11 protein-coding genes are annotated in these 17,358 nt (G+C 72.2%); 9 read left to right on the forward strand and 2 right to left on the reverse strand.

The features are described 5' to 3' along the window. The first annotated feature begins 60 nt into the window (after positions 1-60). Positions 61-1,200 (forward strand): NADAR family protein, encoded by a 1,140-nt coding sequence (locus tag CP976_RS41085; RefSeq protein WP_150484921.1) that lies wholly within the window; start codon positions 61-63, stop codon positions 1,198-1,200. A 19-nt stretch (positions 1,201-1,219) separates the two neighbouring features. Here the strand turns inward: CP976_RS41085 and CP976_RS41090 are convergent, their stop codons facing one another. Further along, the gene (locus CP976_RS41090; RefSeq protein ID WP_150484922.1) at positions 1,220-2,083 is read right to left on the reverse strand and encodes an LLM class flavin-dependent oxidoreductase; all 864 of its coding nucleotides are present in this window, start codon (positions 2,081-2,083) and stop codon (positions 1,220-1,222) included. 150 nt (positions 2,084-2,233) lie between these two features. On the opposite strand from CP976_RS41090, the gene CP976_RS41095 reads away from it, so the two are divergent. The 3 genes from CP976_RS41095 (at position 2,234) to CP976_RS41105 (ending at position 6,712) form a co-directional block, all read left to right on the forward strand. Continuing rightward, positions 2,234-3,775, forward strand: coding sequence for a cytochrome P450 (locus CP976_RS41095; RefSeq protein ID WP_150484923.1), 1,542 nt, complete (start codon positions 2,234-2,236; stop codon positions 3,773-3,775). 93 nt (positions 3,776-3,868) lie between these two features. Beyond that, positions 3,869-5,353: a HEAT repeat domain-containing protein gene (locus CP976_RS41100; RefSeq protein ID WP_150484924.1), complete on the forward strand. Its 1,485-nt coding sequence runs from the start codon at positions 3,869-3,871 to the stop codon at positions 5,351-5,353. A 117-nt stretch (positions 5,354-5,470) separates the two neighbouring features. After that, positions 5,471-6,712 carry a glycosyltransferase gene (locus CP976_RS41105; RefSeq protein ID WP_150484925.1) on the forward strand — a complete coding sequence of 414 codons (1,242 nt, stop codon included), beginning with the start codon at positions 5,471-5,473 and terminating at the stop codon, positions 6,710-6,712. A 12-nt stretch (positions 6,713-6,724) separates the two neighbouring features. Here CP976_RS41105 and CP976_RS41110 read toward each other — a convergent pair whose 3' ends face one another. Continuing rightward, positions 6,725-7,753, reverse strand: coding sequence for a LacI family DNA-binding transcriptional regulator (locus CP976_RS41110; protein WP_150484926.1), 1,029 nt, complete (start codon positions 7,751-7,753; stop codon positions 6,725-6,727). A gap of 244 nt (positions 7,754-7,997) precedes the next feature. Between CP976_RS41110 and CP976_RS41115 the strand changes: the two genes are divergently transcribed. Genes CP976_RS41115 through CP976_RS41135 form a run of 5 tightly spaced genes read left to right on the forward strand, consistent with a single transcriptional unit; the run spans position 7,998 to position 17,355 of the window. After that, complete coding sequence (locus CP976_RS41115) at positions 7,998-9,314, forward strand: ABC transporter substrate-binding protein (RefSeq protein ID WP_150484927.1); 1,317 nt, start codon at positions 7,998-8,000, stop codon at positions 9,312-9,314. A gap of 45 nt (positions 9,315-9,359) precedes the next feature. Next, positions 9,360-10,316 (forward strand): carbohydrate ABC transporter permease, encoded by a 957-nt coding sequence (locus tag CP976_RS41120; RefSeq protein WP_150484928.1) that lies wholly within the window; start codon positions 9,360-9,362, stop codon positions 10,314-10,316. 29 nt (positions 10,317-10,345) lie between these two features. Further along, entirely contained in the window at positions 10,346-11,167 is an 822-nt protein-coding gene (locus CP976_RS41125) for a carbohydrate ABC transporter permease (RefSeq protein ID WP_150485725.1), read from the forward strand. Positions 11,168-11,185: 18 nt separating this feature from the next. Beyond that, positions 11,186-13,180 carry a glycoside hydrolase family 127 protein gene (locus CP976_RS41130; protein ID WP_150484929.1) on the forward strand — a complete coding sequence of 665 codons (1,995 nt, stop codon included), beginning with the start codon at positions 11,186-11,188 and terminating at the stop codon, positions 13,178-13,180. Beyond that, positions 13,117-17,355, forward strand: a complete 4,239-nt coding sequence (locus CP976_RS41135) for an Ig-like domain-containing protein (protein WP_150484930.1) — start codon at positions 13,117-13,119, stop codon at positions 17,353-17,355. Before CP976_RS41130 ends, CP976_RS41135 begins: the two co-directional genes overlap by 64 nt. Positions 17,356-17,358 lie beyond the last annotated feature (3 nt).

Consider the following 17,358-nt stretch of genomic DNA (forward strand, 5'->3'; position numbering starts at 1 on the left):
GGCGTCGCCGCCAGGCGGCAAACACGTTGCGCCGACCAGCGGTTCCGACAGAATGCCGGGATGATCGGCAACCGCATCACCTACCGCACGGCGGACGGCGTCCGCGTCCCCGGGACCTGGCGACACGCCTTCATCCGCAACGGCGACTACTTCCTGACCGACCTGTTCATCTACGCGGACGGGCTGATCGACTGCTGGGGCCTGGTCACCCTTGAGGAGTTCGCGGAGAAGCTGCGCTGCGGCTGGGTCGCCACCGAACTCCCGGACGGCGCAAGGGTGTCCGCCCATGATCTGGCCGCGTGGCGGTTCAGCGAGCCGCGCACCTGGCTCACGCCCGAGCTGCTGCTGGCCGAGGTCCGGGACACCATCGACCAGCTCAATGGACGCCCGGACTCCACGGACCGCTGCCTGGCCGCCGTCGACGCGTTCCTCGCCGACCGGACCGAGGAGAACCGGACCGCCGCCCGCGCCGCCTACCTGGGCATTCCCGAGACCCAACGCCACTACGCGCTCGGCGACATGGACCGCAAGGACTGGCCGCTCCAGGTCCTGGTGACCGGACCCGGCGAGCACCTGGACGGCGCCCCGGGCGAACCGGTCACGCAGGAGGAATACGACGACGCGATCGCCTACTTCGAGGAGCGGGCGAGGTGGATCGCGCAACGGCCCGCCCGAGTTCCGGCAGACGGGCCCGCGACACCGTTCGCCCCCGCCATCCACCTGTACCAGAGCCATTTCCGCACAGTCCCGGACGACCCTGGCACGACTGCACTGCGCAATGACTTCCCCGCGCCCGTCCCGGCCGACGGCGTCACCTACCCCTCCGTCGCCCACGCGTACTGGGCCCTGTCCACCACGGACCCCGACGCCCGGGCCGCCATCAGGGAGGCGAACACCGTGTACGCCGCCCGGGACATCGCGGCAGGCGCTTCCCGGCGCGACGGTTGGGAACAGGCCCGGACCGCCGTCATGACCGCGCTGCTGAGGGCCAAGTACACCAGGCACCCGGCCCTCGCCCGGATCCTCCTGGACACGCACGACGCGACACTCGTCTACGACGACTCCGACTCCGGCTTCTGGGGCGACAACGGCGGCCGCGGCCGGAACTGGACGGGCCGCCTCCTGGAACTCGTCCGTTCCGAACTCCGCGCAGAGCAGGCCGGAATCGCGCTCCCGGAACCGGCCGCCACCGAGGGGTGAGTGGCGGGGCGCCGGCCGTTCAGGCGGTCGCCTCGGCGAGCAGCCCCACCTGTTCGAGTCCCGACGCCGCGGGCACGAAGATGAGCTCGTCACAGCCGGCCGCGGCGAACGAGTCGGCGTACGACATCACCATCTCCGCGCTCACCGCGGCACTCGCCGCGACCTGCGCGGCGGCGTCGCCGAGGAAGCCGTAGTAGTCCTGGAGATAGCCGTCCGCGAGCGCCCGGGCGTCCGGGCCGAGCGCGAAGTACACCAGCGCCAGCTTGCGCGGCGATCCGGTACGCCCCGCCTCCTTCCACGCGGCATCGACGCCGGCCGACGCCTCCGCGAACATCTCCGGCGTGCCACCGCCCATGATCCAGCCGTCGGCCAGCCGGGCCACCCGCCGGAAACTGGCCGGCGTCGACCCGCCCAGGACGACTTCGGGACCACCCTCGCGCACAGGTGCCGGCCCGATCGCACCGGCGAACCCCCGCTCCTCGCCCGACCAGACGCGTTTCATCTCCGTCAGCTGTTCCTCCAGCCGGCGCCCCCTGCCCTCGGTGGGCAGACCACTCGCGGCGAAGTCGTCGTCACGCCCGCCCAGGCCCACACCGAGCACGAATCGCCCCCCGGAGAGCCGGTCGACCGAGGCCGCCTGCTTCGCCAGCAGCGCGCTGTTCGTGTACAGCGGCCCCAGCAGCACACTCGTCGTCAGCCGGATCCGGCTGGTGACCGCGGCGGCCGCACTCAGCGCGACCAGCTCCTCGTACCCCGGGTAGACCAGCCGCCCGATCGTCCCGAGCGTACTGAATCCCGCCTCCTCGGCCCGCCGGGCCCACTCCACGAGAACCGAACCCTCGGTCCCCGGAACCGTGTTGGGAAGGCCTATACCGATGTCCATCTCCACCTCCGCAATGCGAGGGGGAGCGCCTACCCACCCGCTGTTCCGCGAACCGGATGTGACGCACTGATCACCGAGCCAGGGAGTTCCACCACCACGCCGTGGGCATGCATCGATCGTTTGTCGCCCCCACAAGGAGTGAAACCGGCCATGAACGCTCCCGCGACGTCCCCCACCCGCACCGCCCCCGGAAGCCTCCCCCTGATCGGCCACGGCCTCCAACTCGCCCGCCGTCCCCTGCCGTTCATCAGCTCCCTGCGCGAGCACGGACCCGTGGTGCGCATCCGGATAGGCCCCACCCCGGCCTACGTCGTCACCGATCCCGCCCTCACTCGCAAGGTCCTGGTGACCGACGCCGCGCACTACGCCAAGGGCGGGAAGATCATCGACGCTCTGCGTGTCTTCTTCGGCGACGGGCTCGCCACGATCGCGGACGGCGACGCCCATCTGCGCAACCGGCGTCTGATGCAGCCCATGTTCAACAAGTCGCACATCGCCGGCCGCGGCGACGCCATGATCGAGCAGGTCGCGGCGATGGTCGGCGCTTGGTCCGAGGCGCGGCCGCGCGACGTGTACGAGGACATGAACGAGGTCACGCTCGCGGCCTTCCTCGTCGCCCTGTTCGGCGCGGACCTGCCCGAACACCTGGAGGGCGAGTTCACGGCGCTGATGCCGGAGATCATGAAGGGCACGATCCGGCAGACCATCCTCCCGCCCTGGGTGACCAGGCTGCCGCTGCCCGCCAACCGGGCACACGCGCAGCGCGTGGCCCGCCTGCGCGCCCTCATCGACCAGGCCATCGACCACCGTGCGAGCCGGGCAGCCCGCTCTTCCTCCGGCGCCGAAGCGGACTCCGACGCCGTAACGGCCCCCGGTGCCGAAGCGGCTGCTGACGCCGAAACGGCCTCGAACGCCGCTGGATGCCCGCACGCGGCGGCCCCCGAGGAGCAGACCGGCCTCTTCGACACTCTGCTGACCGCCGAGGACCCGCTGACCCGTCAGCAGCTCCAGGACGAGGCCATCACCCTGCTGACCGGAGCGATCGAGACCACCGGAACCACGCTGGCCTGGACGCTCTACGAGATCTCCCGCCATCCGCGGATCGAGCGGCGACTGCGCGAGGAACTCGCCAAGGTCTGCGGGGACCGCCCCTTGCGCTACGGCGACCTCGAACACCTCCCGTACGCCCGCCGGGTGTTGCAGGAGGCCATCCGCAAGTACGGGCCGGCCTGGCTGGTGACCCGGACCGCCACTCGTGACATCGACCTGGGCGGCCACCTCGTGCCCCGGGGCGCCGACGTGGTCTGGAGCCCCTACCTCCACCAGCACGACCCCGACGTGTTCGCCGACCCCGACGCCTTCGACCCGGACCGCTGGACACCCGAGAACGTGTCGGCCACCCGCGGTTCGTTCCTCGCCTTCGGCGACGGCCGCCGCAAGTGCATCGGCGAGAACTTCGCCTGGGCCGAACTCCAGATCATCCTGGCGACCGTCCTGCGGACCTGGCAGTCCTTCGAACTCACCTCCCCGGCGCCGCGGCCCCAGGCCGTGGTCACGGTCAAGCCGGACCGCCTGACCATGGAGTTCCGCCGGAAGGCGGCACCGACGCAGCCGACGAGCGAGAGCCCGTCCCAGGCGGTGATCGTGCCGGAAGCCGGCCCGGACACCGGGCCCACACCGTCCGGCAGTTGACGCCACCGGGCGGCGGCGGGACCGGAACCGGTCCCGCCCCGGTCACCGGGCAACCTTCTCCCGGCTCGGAGGTCTTCCTTCCCGGAGGTGGCCATGGGGGCGGACCATCAGATCGCTTTCCTCCTGCGCGAGTCGGAGGCGCCCGACCCGGAGCGGCGCGCGGCTGCGGTGAAGGGGCTCGGGAGGACGGGCGGGGCCGGGTACGTCCGCGTCCTCACCGAGGCGGCCGGCGACCCCGCGCCCACCGTGCGCGCGGCCGCCGCCCTGGCCCTCGGCCGGCTCGGGGACCCCGAGGCGGGCGGCGAGGCGCTGGTCCCGCTGATGGAGGACGCGGACCCCCGCGTACGGCGCAGGGCTTCGGTCGCCGCCATCCGACTGGGACTCCGAGGACCGGCGGTCACACAGTCCTTCGCACGGCTGCTGTCCGACCCGGACCACCACCTGCGGATCAACGCCCTGGACGGCTTGGGGGCCCTGGGCGTACCCGGGGACGTCACGGCCCTCGTCGGGCTGCTCGGTGACCCGGACTTCACCGTGTGGGGGCGGGCCCGGAGTCTGGTGCACCGGTTCGGGGACGACGCGGCAGTACGGGCGGAGGTGATCCGCACCGCCCGCCGGGGCCCGGGTGCCGCCCGCGTGCGTGCCCTGGACCTGCTGCCGGACCGCTGCACCGAGCAGCTCCTGGACTCCCTGCTCACGGGACTGGGCGATCCTTCCGCCGAGGTACGGAAAGCCGTGGCCCGGAGGTTGTTCGACGTGACACGGCCGGAGGTGCGGGACGCGCTGGCCGCGGCGCTGCGGACCGAGCGGGATCCCGGGGTGGCCGCGTACCTGCTGCGCTGCCTCGGAGGCCTGGGCGACGAGCGGGTGACCGTACCGGCGGTGCGGTGGCTGCGCGATCCCGAAGCCGGAGCACCGGCCGCACGCGCCTTGGCGGAAGCGGCCCCGTCGATGGCCGCCGCACACCTGCGCACGGTCATGGCCGACCGCACGGTCCACCCCCGCCCCCGGGCCGCCGCGGCCACGGCCGTCGGGGCCGGCGGAGGATGGGACGCCGTCTGGCTGCTGCTGCCCCTGCTGGACGACCCCGACGACGAGGTGCGCGCCGGCGCGATCGACGGTCTCGGAGAACTCGTCTGGAACGGGCTCCGCCCATGGGAACGCCGCCCCGTGGCCCGGGCCCTGGTCGCCCGCCTCGCTGCCGGCGGACCCCACATCTGGCGCGGACGCAACGCCCTCGACGGCCTCACCCAGGCCCTGCCCGCCGTACGCCGCCTCGCGGACGGCGCGGCCTCCGGCGAGGTCCGGGCCGCCGCCCTGTCGCTGCTCGACGGGGACGACGAGACCGACGAGCACACCCACGACGACGTACGGCGCTTCCTGCGTGGCCTGGACGACCCGCATGAGCCGGTCCGCTACGAGGCCGTGCTCGGTCTCGGACGCCGGGTCGCGGCGACCGGCACGCTGCCACCCGGAAGCGAGGAAGCCCACAGCCGACTGACCGCCCTCACCACCGACGCCTCCCATCGGCTGCGCCACGCCGCCGCCGGCCTGCTCGAAGCACTGGACACCGACTGACTCCTCCGGCACACAAGCCCCTTCGCTCACACACAGGCATCACCCGCACCGGCGATTCCCGGACACCGGCCGCCGTACACCGCGTGTCGCCCGCCCGGCCGGGCCACACTGGGACCCATGCGCGTGGTGATCATGACGGCGGGATCGCGCGGCGACGTCGCGCCCTACACCGGGCTGGGCGCGGGGCTGGCGCGAAGCGGGCACGAGGTCACGCTCGTCACGCACGGCCTGTTCGAGCCGCTGACCGCCGGTTCCGGAGTGCGGTTCTGCCCGGCCCCGGTCGATCCGTACGCCATCTCGCGCTCCGACAGCGGCCGCAGCCTGCACGCCAGCACCACAGGGCTCGGCAAGCTGCTGCGCGCGGTGTCGATGGCACGGTCCGCGGCCGAGGCGATGACCGACGCCCTGGTACAGGCGGCCCGCGGCGCGGACGCCGTCCTGGCCGCCGGTGCCGTGGCTCCGTTGGGCCGCGCCATCGCCGCGGGCCTGACCCTGCCCAGCCTGGGACTGTTCCTCCAACCCCAGCATCCGACAAGCGAGTTCGGCGCGCCCATGCTCGGCGGCCGCTCGCTCGGTCCCGTGGGCAACCGCCTGGGCGGAGTGGCCGTCACCGCCGCCGTCGACCGGGTCTTCACGCAGGCCATGCGCCGGCTGCGCACCCGGCACGGGATGACCCTGCCTGGCGCGTCCGTGCTCCGCCGTAGCCATGAGCGGGCACGGTGGCCCGTGCTGCACGGCTTCAGCGAACTGGTGGTGCTCCGCCCCCGGGACTGGCGGCCCGGACTGGAGATCGCCGGGTACTGGTGGCCGTACGACACCCGCCCACTGCCCGGGGAGCTGGAGGAGTTCCTCGCCGCCGGGCCCGCCCCGGTCTTCGTCGGGCTGGGCAGCGCCACCGTGCCCGACCCGGAACACCTCAGCGGCGAGATCGTGCGCGCCCTGCGTGCGGCGGGGCTGCGCGGCGTGATCCAGCAGGGGTGGGCGGGCCTCGCCGCCGACGCCGACGACGTGATCACGGTCGGCGACGTGCCGCACGCGTCGCTGTTCCCCCGGACGGCCGCCGTGGTCCACCACGCCGGGGCGGGCACCACCGCCGCCGTGCTGCGTGCGGGAGTCCCCACCGTGCCGGTGCCCGTGCAGTTCGACGGCGGCTTCTGGGCGTCCCGTCTCGTCGCGCTGGGCACCGCACCCCGCGCCGTCCCGCTGCGCCGCCTCACCGCCGAAGTCCTCGCCCCCGCCCTGCGCCGCGCCACGAGCGACCCCGCCTACCGCCACCGCGCCCAGGCCCTGGCACGCCGACTGGCCCAGGAGGACGGCGTGGCACCGGTGCTGGCCGCGCTCGACCGCCTCGCGCCGTGACCGGCGACCGGCTCACGACAGCGGCACCGTCGACCCCCTGATCACCACCCGGCAGGGCAGGGTCTCGATTCCCGACCGCCGCGTGCCGGCGATCGCCGTGAACAGGGCGTGCGCCGCCGCGCGACCGACCTGTTCGAGGTTCATGTCGACACTGGTCAGCGGCGGTCGGGACGCCGACGTCAGGACACGCCAGTTGTCGAAGCCCATCACCGCCACGTCCTCCGGCACCCGGTGGCCGCGCTCGCGCAACACGTCCATGACGCCCCGGGCGATCTGGTCGCTGCCGCACAGCACAGCGTCCACGTCCGGGTGCCGGTCGAGCAGCATCGCCGTGGCCGCCCGGCCCCAGCCCTCCGACCACGCCCCGAACCGCGGCTCGCCGACCAGCGCCAGGCCGGCGTCGGCGAGCGCGGCCCGGGCGCCCTCGGCCCGCTCCCGCGCCGCGCCGTAGCCGGGGTCGCCGGTGATGTGCGCGATGCGAGTACGGCCGCAGGCCAGCAGATGGTCGATCGCGATGCGGCCCGCGCCGACGCTGTCCGGGACGATGGACAGGTCCTCCGGATCCTCCGACGGCGCGTACGCGTAGACGACGGGGACGGGCAGCTCGCGTCCCAGGGACGGACGCGGATCGGTCCGGCTGCCGACCACGATGAGGCCGTCGACCCGGCGGCCCAGCAACGCGCGGACATGGTGCTGCTCGCGGATCGCGTCCCCCCGGGCGTCACACAGGAACACCGCGACCTCGCCCGCTCCGAAGGCGTCCTCGGCACCCATCAGTATCGGGATCCCGAACCGGCCCTCCAGGTCGCTGGTGAGCAGCCCCACCGTGCCCGTCCGCCCGGCCAGCAGGCCCCGGGCCACCTGGTTGGGCCGGAACGCCAGCCGCTCGGCCGCCTCGATGACCCGTTCCCTGGTCTCCGCCCGTACCTGGCTGCGGCCGTTGAGAGCCTTGGACGCCGTGGCGATCGACACGCCCGCCAGCCGGGCGACATCGCTGAGCGTGGCGGGCTGCGAACGAGCGGGGCGGGTGGCCTCTGCCATGAGAGTTCTCCTGTCTCGTCTCGCGTCACACACTACGCGACGGGTTTCGGTCGAGCGGCTCTCAGTGGTTTCGGTGATTGGCCAAGAGCCGTCTGCTACAGGGGGATTGACGGGCGGTGAGTCGAGTTCTAGCGTCTCAGAAAGCCTTTTCTGTTTCTTTTCGCCGCTCAGTTCAGTGCCACCACAGCCATCGTCCCGACCGGCAGGCCCGCGCACGGTCCGCCGCGACACGAGGGGATCGACCATGGGGAGCACGGCCGGACCACGTGGACACCTGCGCCGCCTAGTCACCGGCATCACCGCGCTGCTCGCCGCCGCGAGCCTGGTGACGGCCTGCGGGTCGGGGGACGGCGGCTCGGGCGGCGGGGGAGGAGGGGGAGCGGCGGATGCCAAGGGTGTCGACGACGGCACGAAGCTGACGATGTGGACGCGTGCGGCGACCCGGCCGCAGAGCGAGGCCCTGGTCGCGGCGTACAACGCGAGCCACAAGAACAAGATCGAGCTGACGGTCGTCCCCACCGACGACTACCAGGCCAAGGTCGGCGCGGCAGCCGGATCCAAGGACCTGCCCGACCTGTTCGCCTCCGACGTCGTGTTCGTGCCCAACTACACCTCCAGCGGCCTCTTCGCCGACCTGACCGAGCGCGTCGACGCCCTGCCCTTCGCCGAGCACCTCGCCCAGTCGCACATCAAGGCCGGCACGTACGAGGACAAGAAGTACGTGGTCCCGCACACCCTCGACCTGTCGGTGCTCTTCTACAACAAGGACCTCTACCGGAAGGCCGAGCTCGATCCCGAGAAGCCGCCCGCCACCCTGCGCGAGTGGGACCGGCAGGCCCGGGCCGTGGACGCGCTGGGCGGCGGCGTCGACGGCACCTTCTTCGGCGGCAACTGCGGCGGCTGCGGCGTCTTCACCTGGTGGCCGTCCGTCTGGGCCGCCGGCGAGGACGTCCTGAACGAGGAGGGCACCGAGGCGAACCTCGCCTCCGGCGCCGCGAAGAAGGTCTACGACACGTACCGCGGCTGGGTGCGGGACGACATCGTCGCCCCCGGCGCGCGCGACGAGACGGGCACGACCTGGACCGGCGTCTTCCCCAAGGGCAAGGTCGGCGTGATGCCCATGCCGTCGACCACGCTCGGGCTCATGCCCGAGGACCTGGACCTCGGTGTCGCGCCCATCCCCGGACCCGACGGCGGCAAGTCCACCTTCGTCGGCGGCGACGCCATCGGCATCTCCGCCACGAGTGAATCGGCCGACCAGGCCTGGAACTTCCTCGCCTGGTCCCTGGGCGACAAGGCCCAGGTCGATGTGGTCGCCGCGCACAAGGATGTGGTGGCCCGCACCGACCTCGCGTCCAACAAGCACTCGAAGGCCGACCCGCGGCTGGTCACCATCAATGAACTCGTCGCCCACGGCCGCACTCCGTACGCCCTGAAGTTCGGACAGACCTTCAACGACCCCAACGGGCCCTGGCTGACCCTGATGCGAGGCGCGGTCTTCGGCGACGGGACGTCCGTCGGGAAGGACAACGAGGCGGTCACCGCCTCCCTGGCCGACTGAGCGCCTGGCCCCGCCCCCTTCCACGTCGTCCGGCAGAGGAGAGCCATGCAGGTCAAGGCGCCCGACCGAACGGCCGCCGAACCCCGAGTGCCACCCCGACGCCCGTCCCCGGCCGCCGCCCCGCGCTGGTGGCGGTCCCGCAGGGCCAAGGGCCTGGCCTATGCGGCCCCCACGGCCGTCTTCGTCGCGGTCTTCTTCCTGCTGCCGCTGCTGCTGGTGGGGCAGATGTCGCTCAGCGACTGGCCGCTGCTGGCGGGAGACCGCGGCGTCAACGCCCCCGAGAACTACAGCGACATCACCGGCAGCACCCTGTTCTGGCCCGCGATCCGCTTCACCCTTCTCTACACCGTCATCGTCACGGCCGTACTCCTCGCCCTGGCGCTGGGCCTCGCCCTGCTCGTGCAGGAATCCCGCCCCGGAGCCGGCTTCTTCCGTACGGTCTACTTCCTGCCCAGCGCCCTCGGGCTGGCCTCCGCCTCCCTGCTGTTCTGGGGCCTTTACAGCCCCACCACCGGCCCCCTCAGCCGCCTGCCGGCGAAGCTCGGCCTGGTCGACGACCCGGTGTCCTTCCTCGGCACCCCGAACTCGGCCCTGCTGTCGACGGTCTTCCTCATCGTCTGGAAGTTCGCCGGCTTCTACATGCTGATCCTGCTCGTCGGCCTCCAGCGCATCCCGCACGAGGTGTACGAGGCGGCCCGGATGGACGGCGCCAGCCGCGGCCAGATCTTCCGCTCCATCACCCTGCCGCTGCTGCGGCCCTCCCTCGCCCTGTGCCTGCTGCTGTGCGTGACCGGCTCCCTGCTCGCCTTCGACCAGTTCTTCATCCTCACCAAGGGCGGGCCGGACAACAGCACAGTCACCATCGTCCAGTTGATCTACCGGGAGGCCTTCCAGCGGCTGAACCTCGGCACCGCGGCCGCCCTGTCGATCGTCGTCCTGGCCGTGCTGCTCCTGCTGAACGCCATCCAGTTCCGCGGCCTGCGCAACGCCGACGACTCATGAACCCCGCCGCGCCCAGAAGGGACACCACGGTGCTCACCCGCGCCCTCGGCCGCACGCCCTACTACGTCGTCGCCGCGAGCCTCGCCGTCATCTTCCTCTTCCCCCTGCTGTGGAACGCCTGGGCGTCGGTCAGCGGCCAGCCCGGCACCGCCCAGCAGTCCGGCTACGGCCTCGGCAACTACCGGACCCTGCTCGACTACGACGCGGGCCTGTGGCGGTACCTCCTCAACAGCACCATCGTGTCGGTCCTGACCGTCGCCCTGACCCTCGGCGTGTCCCTGCTCGGCGGCTACGCCTTCGCCCGCTTCGACTTCCCCGGCAAGAACCTGCTGTTCCTGGTCACCCTGGCCATCCTCATGGTCCCGTACGCGACGCTCCTCATCCCCCTCTACGTCCTGCTGGGCCGGCTCCACCTGGAGAACTCGCTGATCGGGCTGAGCCTGGTCCTCGCGATGTTCCAACTGCCGTTCGCCACCTTCATGATGCGGATCTCCTTCGAGGCCGTACCGCGCGAACTGGAGGAGTCGGCCCTCGTCGACGGCTGCGGCACGGCGGGCGCGCTGCGCCGGGTCCTGCTCCCGGCGGTGCGGCCGGGGCTGATCACCGTGGGGCTCTTCGCGTTCCTCGCGGCCTGGAACGACTTCATCGCACCGCTGATCCTCATCTCCGACAGCGAGAAGGCACCCCTGCCCCTGGCCGTCGCCAACCTGCGGCAGCAGAGCATGGGAGCCGTCGACTACGGCGCGACCGAGGCGGGCGTGGTGGTCCTCGCCGTGCCCTGCCTGCTGCTGTTCCTGCTCCTGCAACGGCACTACATCAGGGGCTTCATGTCCGGCGCGCTCAAGGGCTGAGGCGCACGGAAGCCGACCATGACCGAAGGGACGAACCGAAGGCATGAACTGGTGAGGGAGAACACAGCGCGGTCATCCGCCCTGCCGGTGGCGCCGACCCGCGGCCGGCTGCGCCCGCTCGGCCTCGACGAGGTGAGGATCACCGGGGGCTTCTGGGCCCGGCGCCGCCACACCAACGCGACCGCGACGCTCGGACACTGCCGCGACTGGATGGAACGCGAGGGTTGGACCGGCAACTTCCGGGCCGCCGCCGAGGGCCGGATCCACCGCGACCGGCGCGGCCGGGAGTTCGCCGACTCCGAGACGTACAAGCTGCTCGAAGCCATGGCGTGGGAGGGCGGGTCCCACGATGCGGAGATCACCGCACTCACCGACGTGATCGCCCCCGCCCAAGCCCCGGACGGCTATCTGAACACCGCCTTCGGCCGCCCCGGTCAGCAGTCCCGCTACAGCGACCTCGAATGGGGACACGAACTCTACTGTCATGGCCACCTCATCCAGGCGGGAGTCGCCCAGGCCCGCGCCCGGGGCGAGGGCGAGCTGGTGAAGATCGCCCGCCGGGCCGCCGACCACGTCTGCGCCTCCTTCGGCCCGGGAGGCAACCCGGGCATCTGCGGACACCCGCAGATCGAGACGGCCCTCGTGGAACTCGCCCGGCTGACAGGGGAGCAGCGCTATCTCGACCAGGCCGCGCTGTTCGTCGACCGGCGCGGCCACGGCACCCTCGCCGACATCGAGTTCGGCCGCGCCTACTTCCAGGACGACCTGCCCGTCCGCCGGGCCGGAGTACTGCGCGGCCACGCCGTCCGCGCCCTCTACCTCGCGGCCGGCGCCGTCGACGTGGCCGTGGAGACCGGCGACGACGCCCTGCTCGCCGCCGTCGTACGGCAGTGGGAGGCCACGGTCGCCCGGCGGACCTATCTGACCGGCGGGATGGGCTCGCACCACCGCGACGAGTCCTTCGGCGACGACTTCGTCCTGCCCCCGGACCGCGCCTACTCGGAGACCTGCGCCGGTGTCGCCTCCGTGCTGCTCGCCTGGCGGCTGCTGCTCGCCACCGGCGAACCGCGCTTCGCCGACCTGGCCGAGCGGACCCTGTTCAACGTGATCGCCACGTCCCCGTCCGAGGACGGGCGGGCCTTCTTCTACGCCAACACCCTGCACCGCCGCCACCGCGGCACCGTGCCTCCCGGGGACCGCGCCAGCGCCCGCGCCGACTCGGGCCTGCGCGCCCCCTGGTTCGCCGTGTCGTGCTGCCCGACCAACGTGGCGCGCACCCTCGCCCAACTGCCCGCGTATCTGGCGACCACGGACGACAGCGGTGTTCAACTGCACCAGTACGCCGACGCGGAGCTCGCCACGTCCCTCGCCGACGGGCAGGGCGTGGCGCTGCGGGTCCGCACCGACTACCCGTCCGGCGGGACCGTCGCCGTGCGGATCAGCCGCTCTCCGGCCCGCCCCTGGACCCTGTCCCTGCGCGTCCCCGCGTGGGCGGCGGGCGCGACCGCCCGGCTGGTCGACCCGGACGGGCAACGCCGTACGGTCGCCCCGGGCACGGCGCGGCTCACGCGGGTCTTCCGGCCCGGCGACGAGATACGCCTCGAACTGCCCGTCGCGCCGCACTGGATCGGTTCCGACCCGCGCATCGACGCGACTCGCGGCACGGTGGCCGTCCAGCGCGGCCCCCTCGTCTACTGCGCCGAGTCCACCGACCTGCCCGACGGACACGACGTCGGCGCGCTCCGCGTGGACCCGTCCGCCGAACCGGAGGACGGGCCCGACGGCACGGTCGTCGCCCCCGGCGAACTCGCCGCCCCCGCCGACCCGCACGACACCGCATGGCCGTACAGCCCGCTCGACCGGGCCACCGAACCGGCGGCCGACCGCACGGGGATCACGCTCGTCCCGTACCACTCCTGGGCGAACCGCGGCCCCTCGACCATGCGCGTGTGGCTGCCGACCACCCAGTCCCCGACCACACCCCCGCCCCCGACGACGCCCACCCGGAGGTAGTCGTGCCCGCACCGCGAAGACGGCACCGCCGCGGCACCCTGGCCGCAGCGCTGGCCCTGGGCCTCCTCGTCCCGCTCACCGCGACCACCCCGGCCGCGGCGGACAACTCGGCGATCGGCTACCCGGTCTACTCCGGAACGGACGACCCCGTCCCCGCCCTCCCGGCCGGCTTCACCGTCCACCGCACCCTGCGCGCCCAGTACGAGGCCGACCGGAGGGCGGGGGACGGCACCGACTTCTGGATGGACCGGATGCTGGCCCGCAAGGGCCAGGACCCGGCAGGCGACTGGCTGTTCACCCGGGGGCGCGCCGTGTTCATGAAGGAACACGAGCCCGCGAGGCTGGGGTTCGCCGGCAAGGTCGCCTACTGGGAGAGCATCGACAACCGCTCCGCCTACACGCTCACCCTGAACGCCGACGGTGAGAACCTCACCCTCCGGGAGGACACCGGCGCCCGCACACAGACGCCCAGCTACTGGCGCAGCGAGTTCACGCACGAGGCCACCGGCCTGAAGGTGACACAGACCAAGTTCATCACCGAGGCCAACGTCGCCGTCACGAACCTGGCCCTCACCAATGCAGGGTCTGAGCGCCGCGAAGTCCGGCTGCGCGCCACGTCCCCGTACGCGACGACCGCCGAGGGCCGGGAGCTCACCGGCGCGGTGCCCGCGAAAAACGACCTCACGACCGTCTTCCCCCGCCTCAGCGGTGACGGCTTCACCCCCGAGGACGACTCCCTGACGCGCACGCTCACCCTGCCCGCGGGCCGCACTCTCACCACCAAGGTCCAACTCGGTTTCGTCACCGAGGAGATCACCGACTCCCGGCCTCAGTACGACTCCGTGCGCACCGCCTCCCCGGCCACGGCCTTCCGCCGGCACGTGCAGACGTACAACCGCTGGTGGGCCGAGAACCTGCCCTACCTCGACATCCCCGACGACAACATCGAGAAGACGCTGTACTACCGCTGGTGGCTGCTGCGTTACAACTACCTCGACGCCGACATCCCGGGCAACGACTACCAGTTCCCCACCTCCATGGAGGGCGTGCTCGGTTACAACAACGCGATCGCTCTGACGGTCGGCATGTTCGTCGACGACCTCAAGTACCTGCGCGACCCGGCCTACTCCTACGGCCCGTGGGTGTCCGCCGGAGAGGTCTCGAAGAACGGCAAGTACACCGACAACCCCGGCGACCCGGAGAACTGGTCCAACAGCTACACCCAGTACATCTCCGAGGCGGCCTGGCGCTCCTACCAGGTGCACGGCGGCCCCGACGGCATCGTGCGCAACCTCGCCCGCTACGCGGAGAAGGACGTCCGCGGCCAGTTGGAGAACTACGACGAGGACGGCAACGGCCTGATCGAATACGACTGGGGCGCCATGACCGGCAACGACGCCGACGCGGTGTCCTTCGACTGGAAGCCCGGGAACCTGGACCGCGCCGAATCCGCCTACGTCTACAGCAACGCGACAGCGGCGGCCCGCGCCTACGACCTGCTCGGCGAGAGCGCGAAGGCCGACGAGATGCGCGCGACGGCGAACCGCGTGCGGAAGGCCGTCCTCGAACACCTCTGGGACCCGAAGGACAAGCTGCTCAAGCACCGGCACGTCGCGAGCGACACCCTGGTGCCCTGGAAGGAGATCAACAACTACTACCCGTACAGCGTGGGCCTGATGCCCACCCCGGACGAGGACCCGCAGTACCTCGAAGCGCTGCGCCTGTGGGCGGACGTGAAGCAGTACCCCGTCTTCCCGTTCTTCACCGCCAACCAGGCGGACAAGGCGGAGGCGGCGGAACAGGGGCACCCGGGGAGCAACAACTTCTCCGTCATCAACTCCACCGTCACCTTCCGTTTCCTGTCCTCGGTGCTGCGGATGTACCCGAACAAGTACATCGACAGCACGTGGTACAAGAAACTGCTGTCCTGGAACGCCTGGGCCCACTACATCGACGGCGACAACCGGTGGCCCGACCAGAACGAGTTCTGGGCCGACGGCACCGCCGAACCGCAGAAGATCGGCTACCGCTCCTGGATCCACCACACCATCCTCGGCACCACCAACTGGACGGTCATCGAGGACGCGATGGGCTTCCGGCCGCGCACGGACCGGAAGATCGAGCTGGAGCCGATCGACGTCGACTGGCCGCACTTCGCGGTCACCGACATCAACTACCGCGGCACGGACGTCGCCGTCGTGTGGGACGAACCGGGCGACGGGAAACGGCCGTACGGCCGCCAGGTCCCCGAGGGGTACTCCGTCTACCTCGACGGGAAGCTCGCCCTCACCGCCGACCGCCTCGCCCACCTCGTCTACGACCCCGCCACCCGCAAGGTCACCTTCCCCGACGGGGGAGGGGCCAAGGCGAAGACCACCGGCCTGCGTACGGCGGTCGCGAGCCCGCAGGACGTCACCTACGGCCGGAAGGACCGCGTCACCGACCTGTTCGCCAAGGCCGGCCGGGACCTCACCGGCAGGGCCGGGGACAACCTCGCCGCCGGCGCCACCGCCCGCGCCTCCCACCAGGCCGACGGACACGGTGTGGCCGGTGCCGTCGACGGCTTCACCGTCAACGAGCCCTACTGGGGCGCCCGCGGCTCGGGCAACACCGAGGACTGGTACGAGCTCGACTTCGGCCGCCAACGCACGGTCGACGACGTCCGGCTCCACTTCTACAGCGACAAACGGCCCGGCGGATACGCCGAACCCGCCCTCTACACCGTGCAGTACCAGGACGGGAACGGCGAGTGGCAGGCCGTCCCAGGACCTGCCAAGTCACCGCCCTACCCGCGGGCCAACCTCAACCAGGTCCGCTTCAAGGAGGTGAGCACGGCCAAGCTGCGGGTGCTGCTGCGCCACCGCGACGGCCACACCAGCGGCCTGAAGGAGATCCAGGCCCACGACACCGGCGCGCGCCCGCCGGCGGCCCGCAACCGGCCGCCCTACGTCGAGGCCTGGCGGGACACGACGTACACCCGCCCGGGCCAGGTCAGGCTCACGGGCATCGTCGAGGACGACGGACTGCCGCAGGGCGCACTGTCCGCCTCCTGGAAGGCGGCCGACGGCCCGGACGGCGGCACCGTCATCTTCGACGACCCGCGCGCCGCCACGACCGTCGCCCGGTTCACCGAGGCGGGCACCTACGCCCTGGAACTCACCGCCGACGACGGCCGGTCGACGTCGTCGAAGCGGGTCGTGGTGAAGGTCGGGGAGCTGGGGGACGGCCAGGTGAACCTGGCACCGTCCGCGACCCCCACCGCGTCCTACACCTCCGGCTGGGAGTCGGTGACCGCGGTCAACGACGGCCGCGAACCCGCTTCGTCCTCGGACGCCCCGCGCTGGGGGAGCTGGCCGCAGAAGGGCACCCAGTGGGTCCAGTACACGTGGGACGACCCCGTCCGCGTGGCCGGCTCCGACCTGTACTTCTTCCGCGACGCGCAGCCCGGCGCGGCCGACGGCGTGGGCGTGCCCGAGTCCTGGGTCATCGAGTACCGCGACGGCGACACCTGGCGCGAGGTCCCCGGCCCCAGCGGCTACGGCACCGCCGAGGACCGCTACAACCGGACCACCTTCACCCCGGTCACCACCACCGCCCTGCGGGCGAAGCTCACCGGACACCCGAACCTCGCCCTCGGCGTACAGGAGTGGAAGGTCTACGCCGAGACACCGGAGTCGGTGCGCGAGACCCACATCCCCACCCTCCGCGGCACCGTCCCCGACCTGCCCGAGCAGGTGACGCTGGTGTACGCCGACGGCTCCACGGCGCGCTCCCCGGTGGCCTGGCCGGCCCTGACCGAGGACCAGGTCGCCGAGGGCGGCACCAGCGTGACGGTCACCGGCCTCGCCGACCGCACCGCGCGGCCGGTCACCGCCACCGTATGGGTCCGGCTCAACGGTGCGGTGGAGATCACCAGCATCGCCGGGGAACGCGTCACCACCCGCCCGGGCAGGCCCCCCACGCTCCCCGCCACGGTGGTCGCCACGTACAACGACGGCTCCAAGGACAGCCGCACACAGGTGACCTGGGACCCGGTGGACCCGGACCAGTACGCCGGCCCCGGAACCTTCGAGGTCGGGGGAACCGTGCCGGGCACCTCGCAACGCGCCACGGCCACGGTCACCGTGACGCCCCCGGATGACCCTCGCCCCGGAGGGGCCCTCTCCATCCGCTGACGA

The organism is Streptomyces coeruleorubidus, assembly GCF_008705135.1.
GTDB classification, from domain to species: domain Bacteria; phylum Actinomycetota; class Actinomycetes; order Streptomycetales; family Streptomycetaceae; genus Streptomyces; species Streptomyces coeruleofuscus.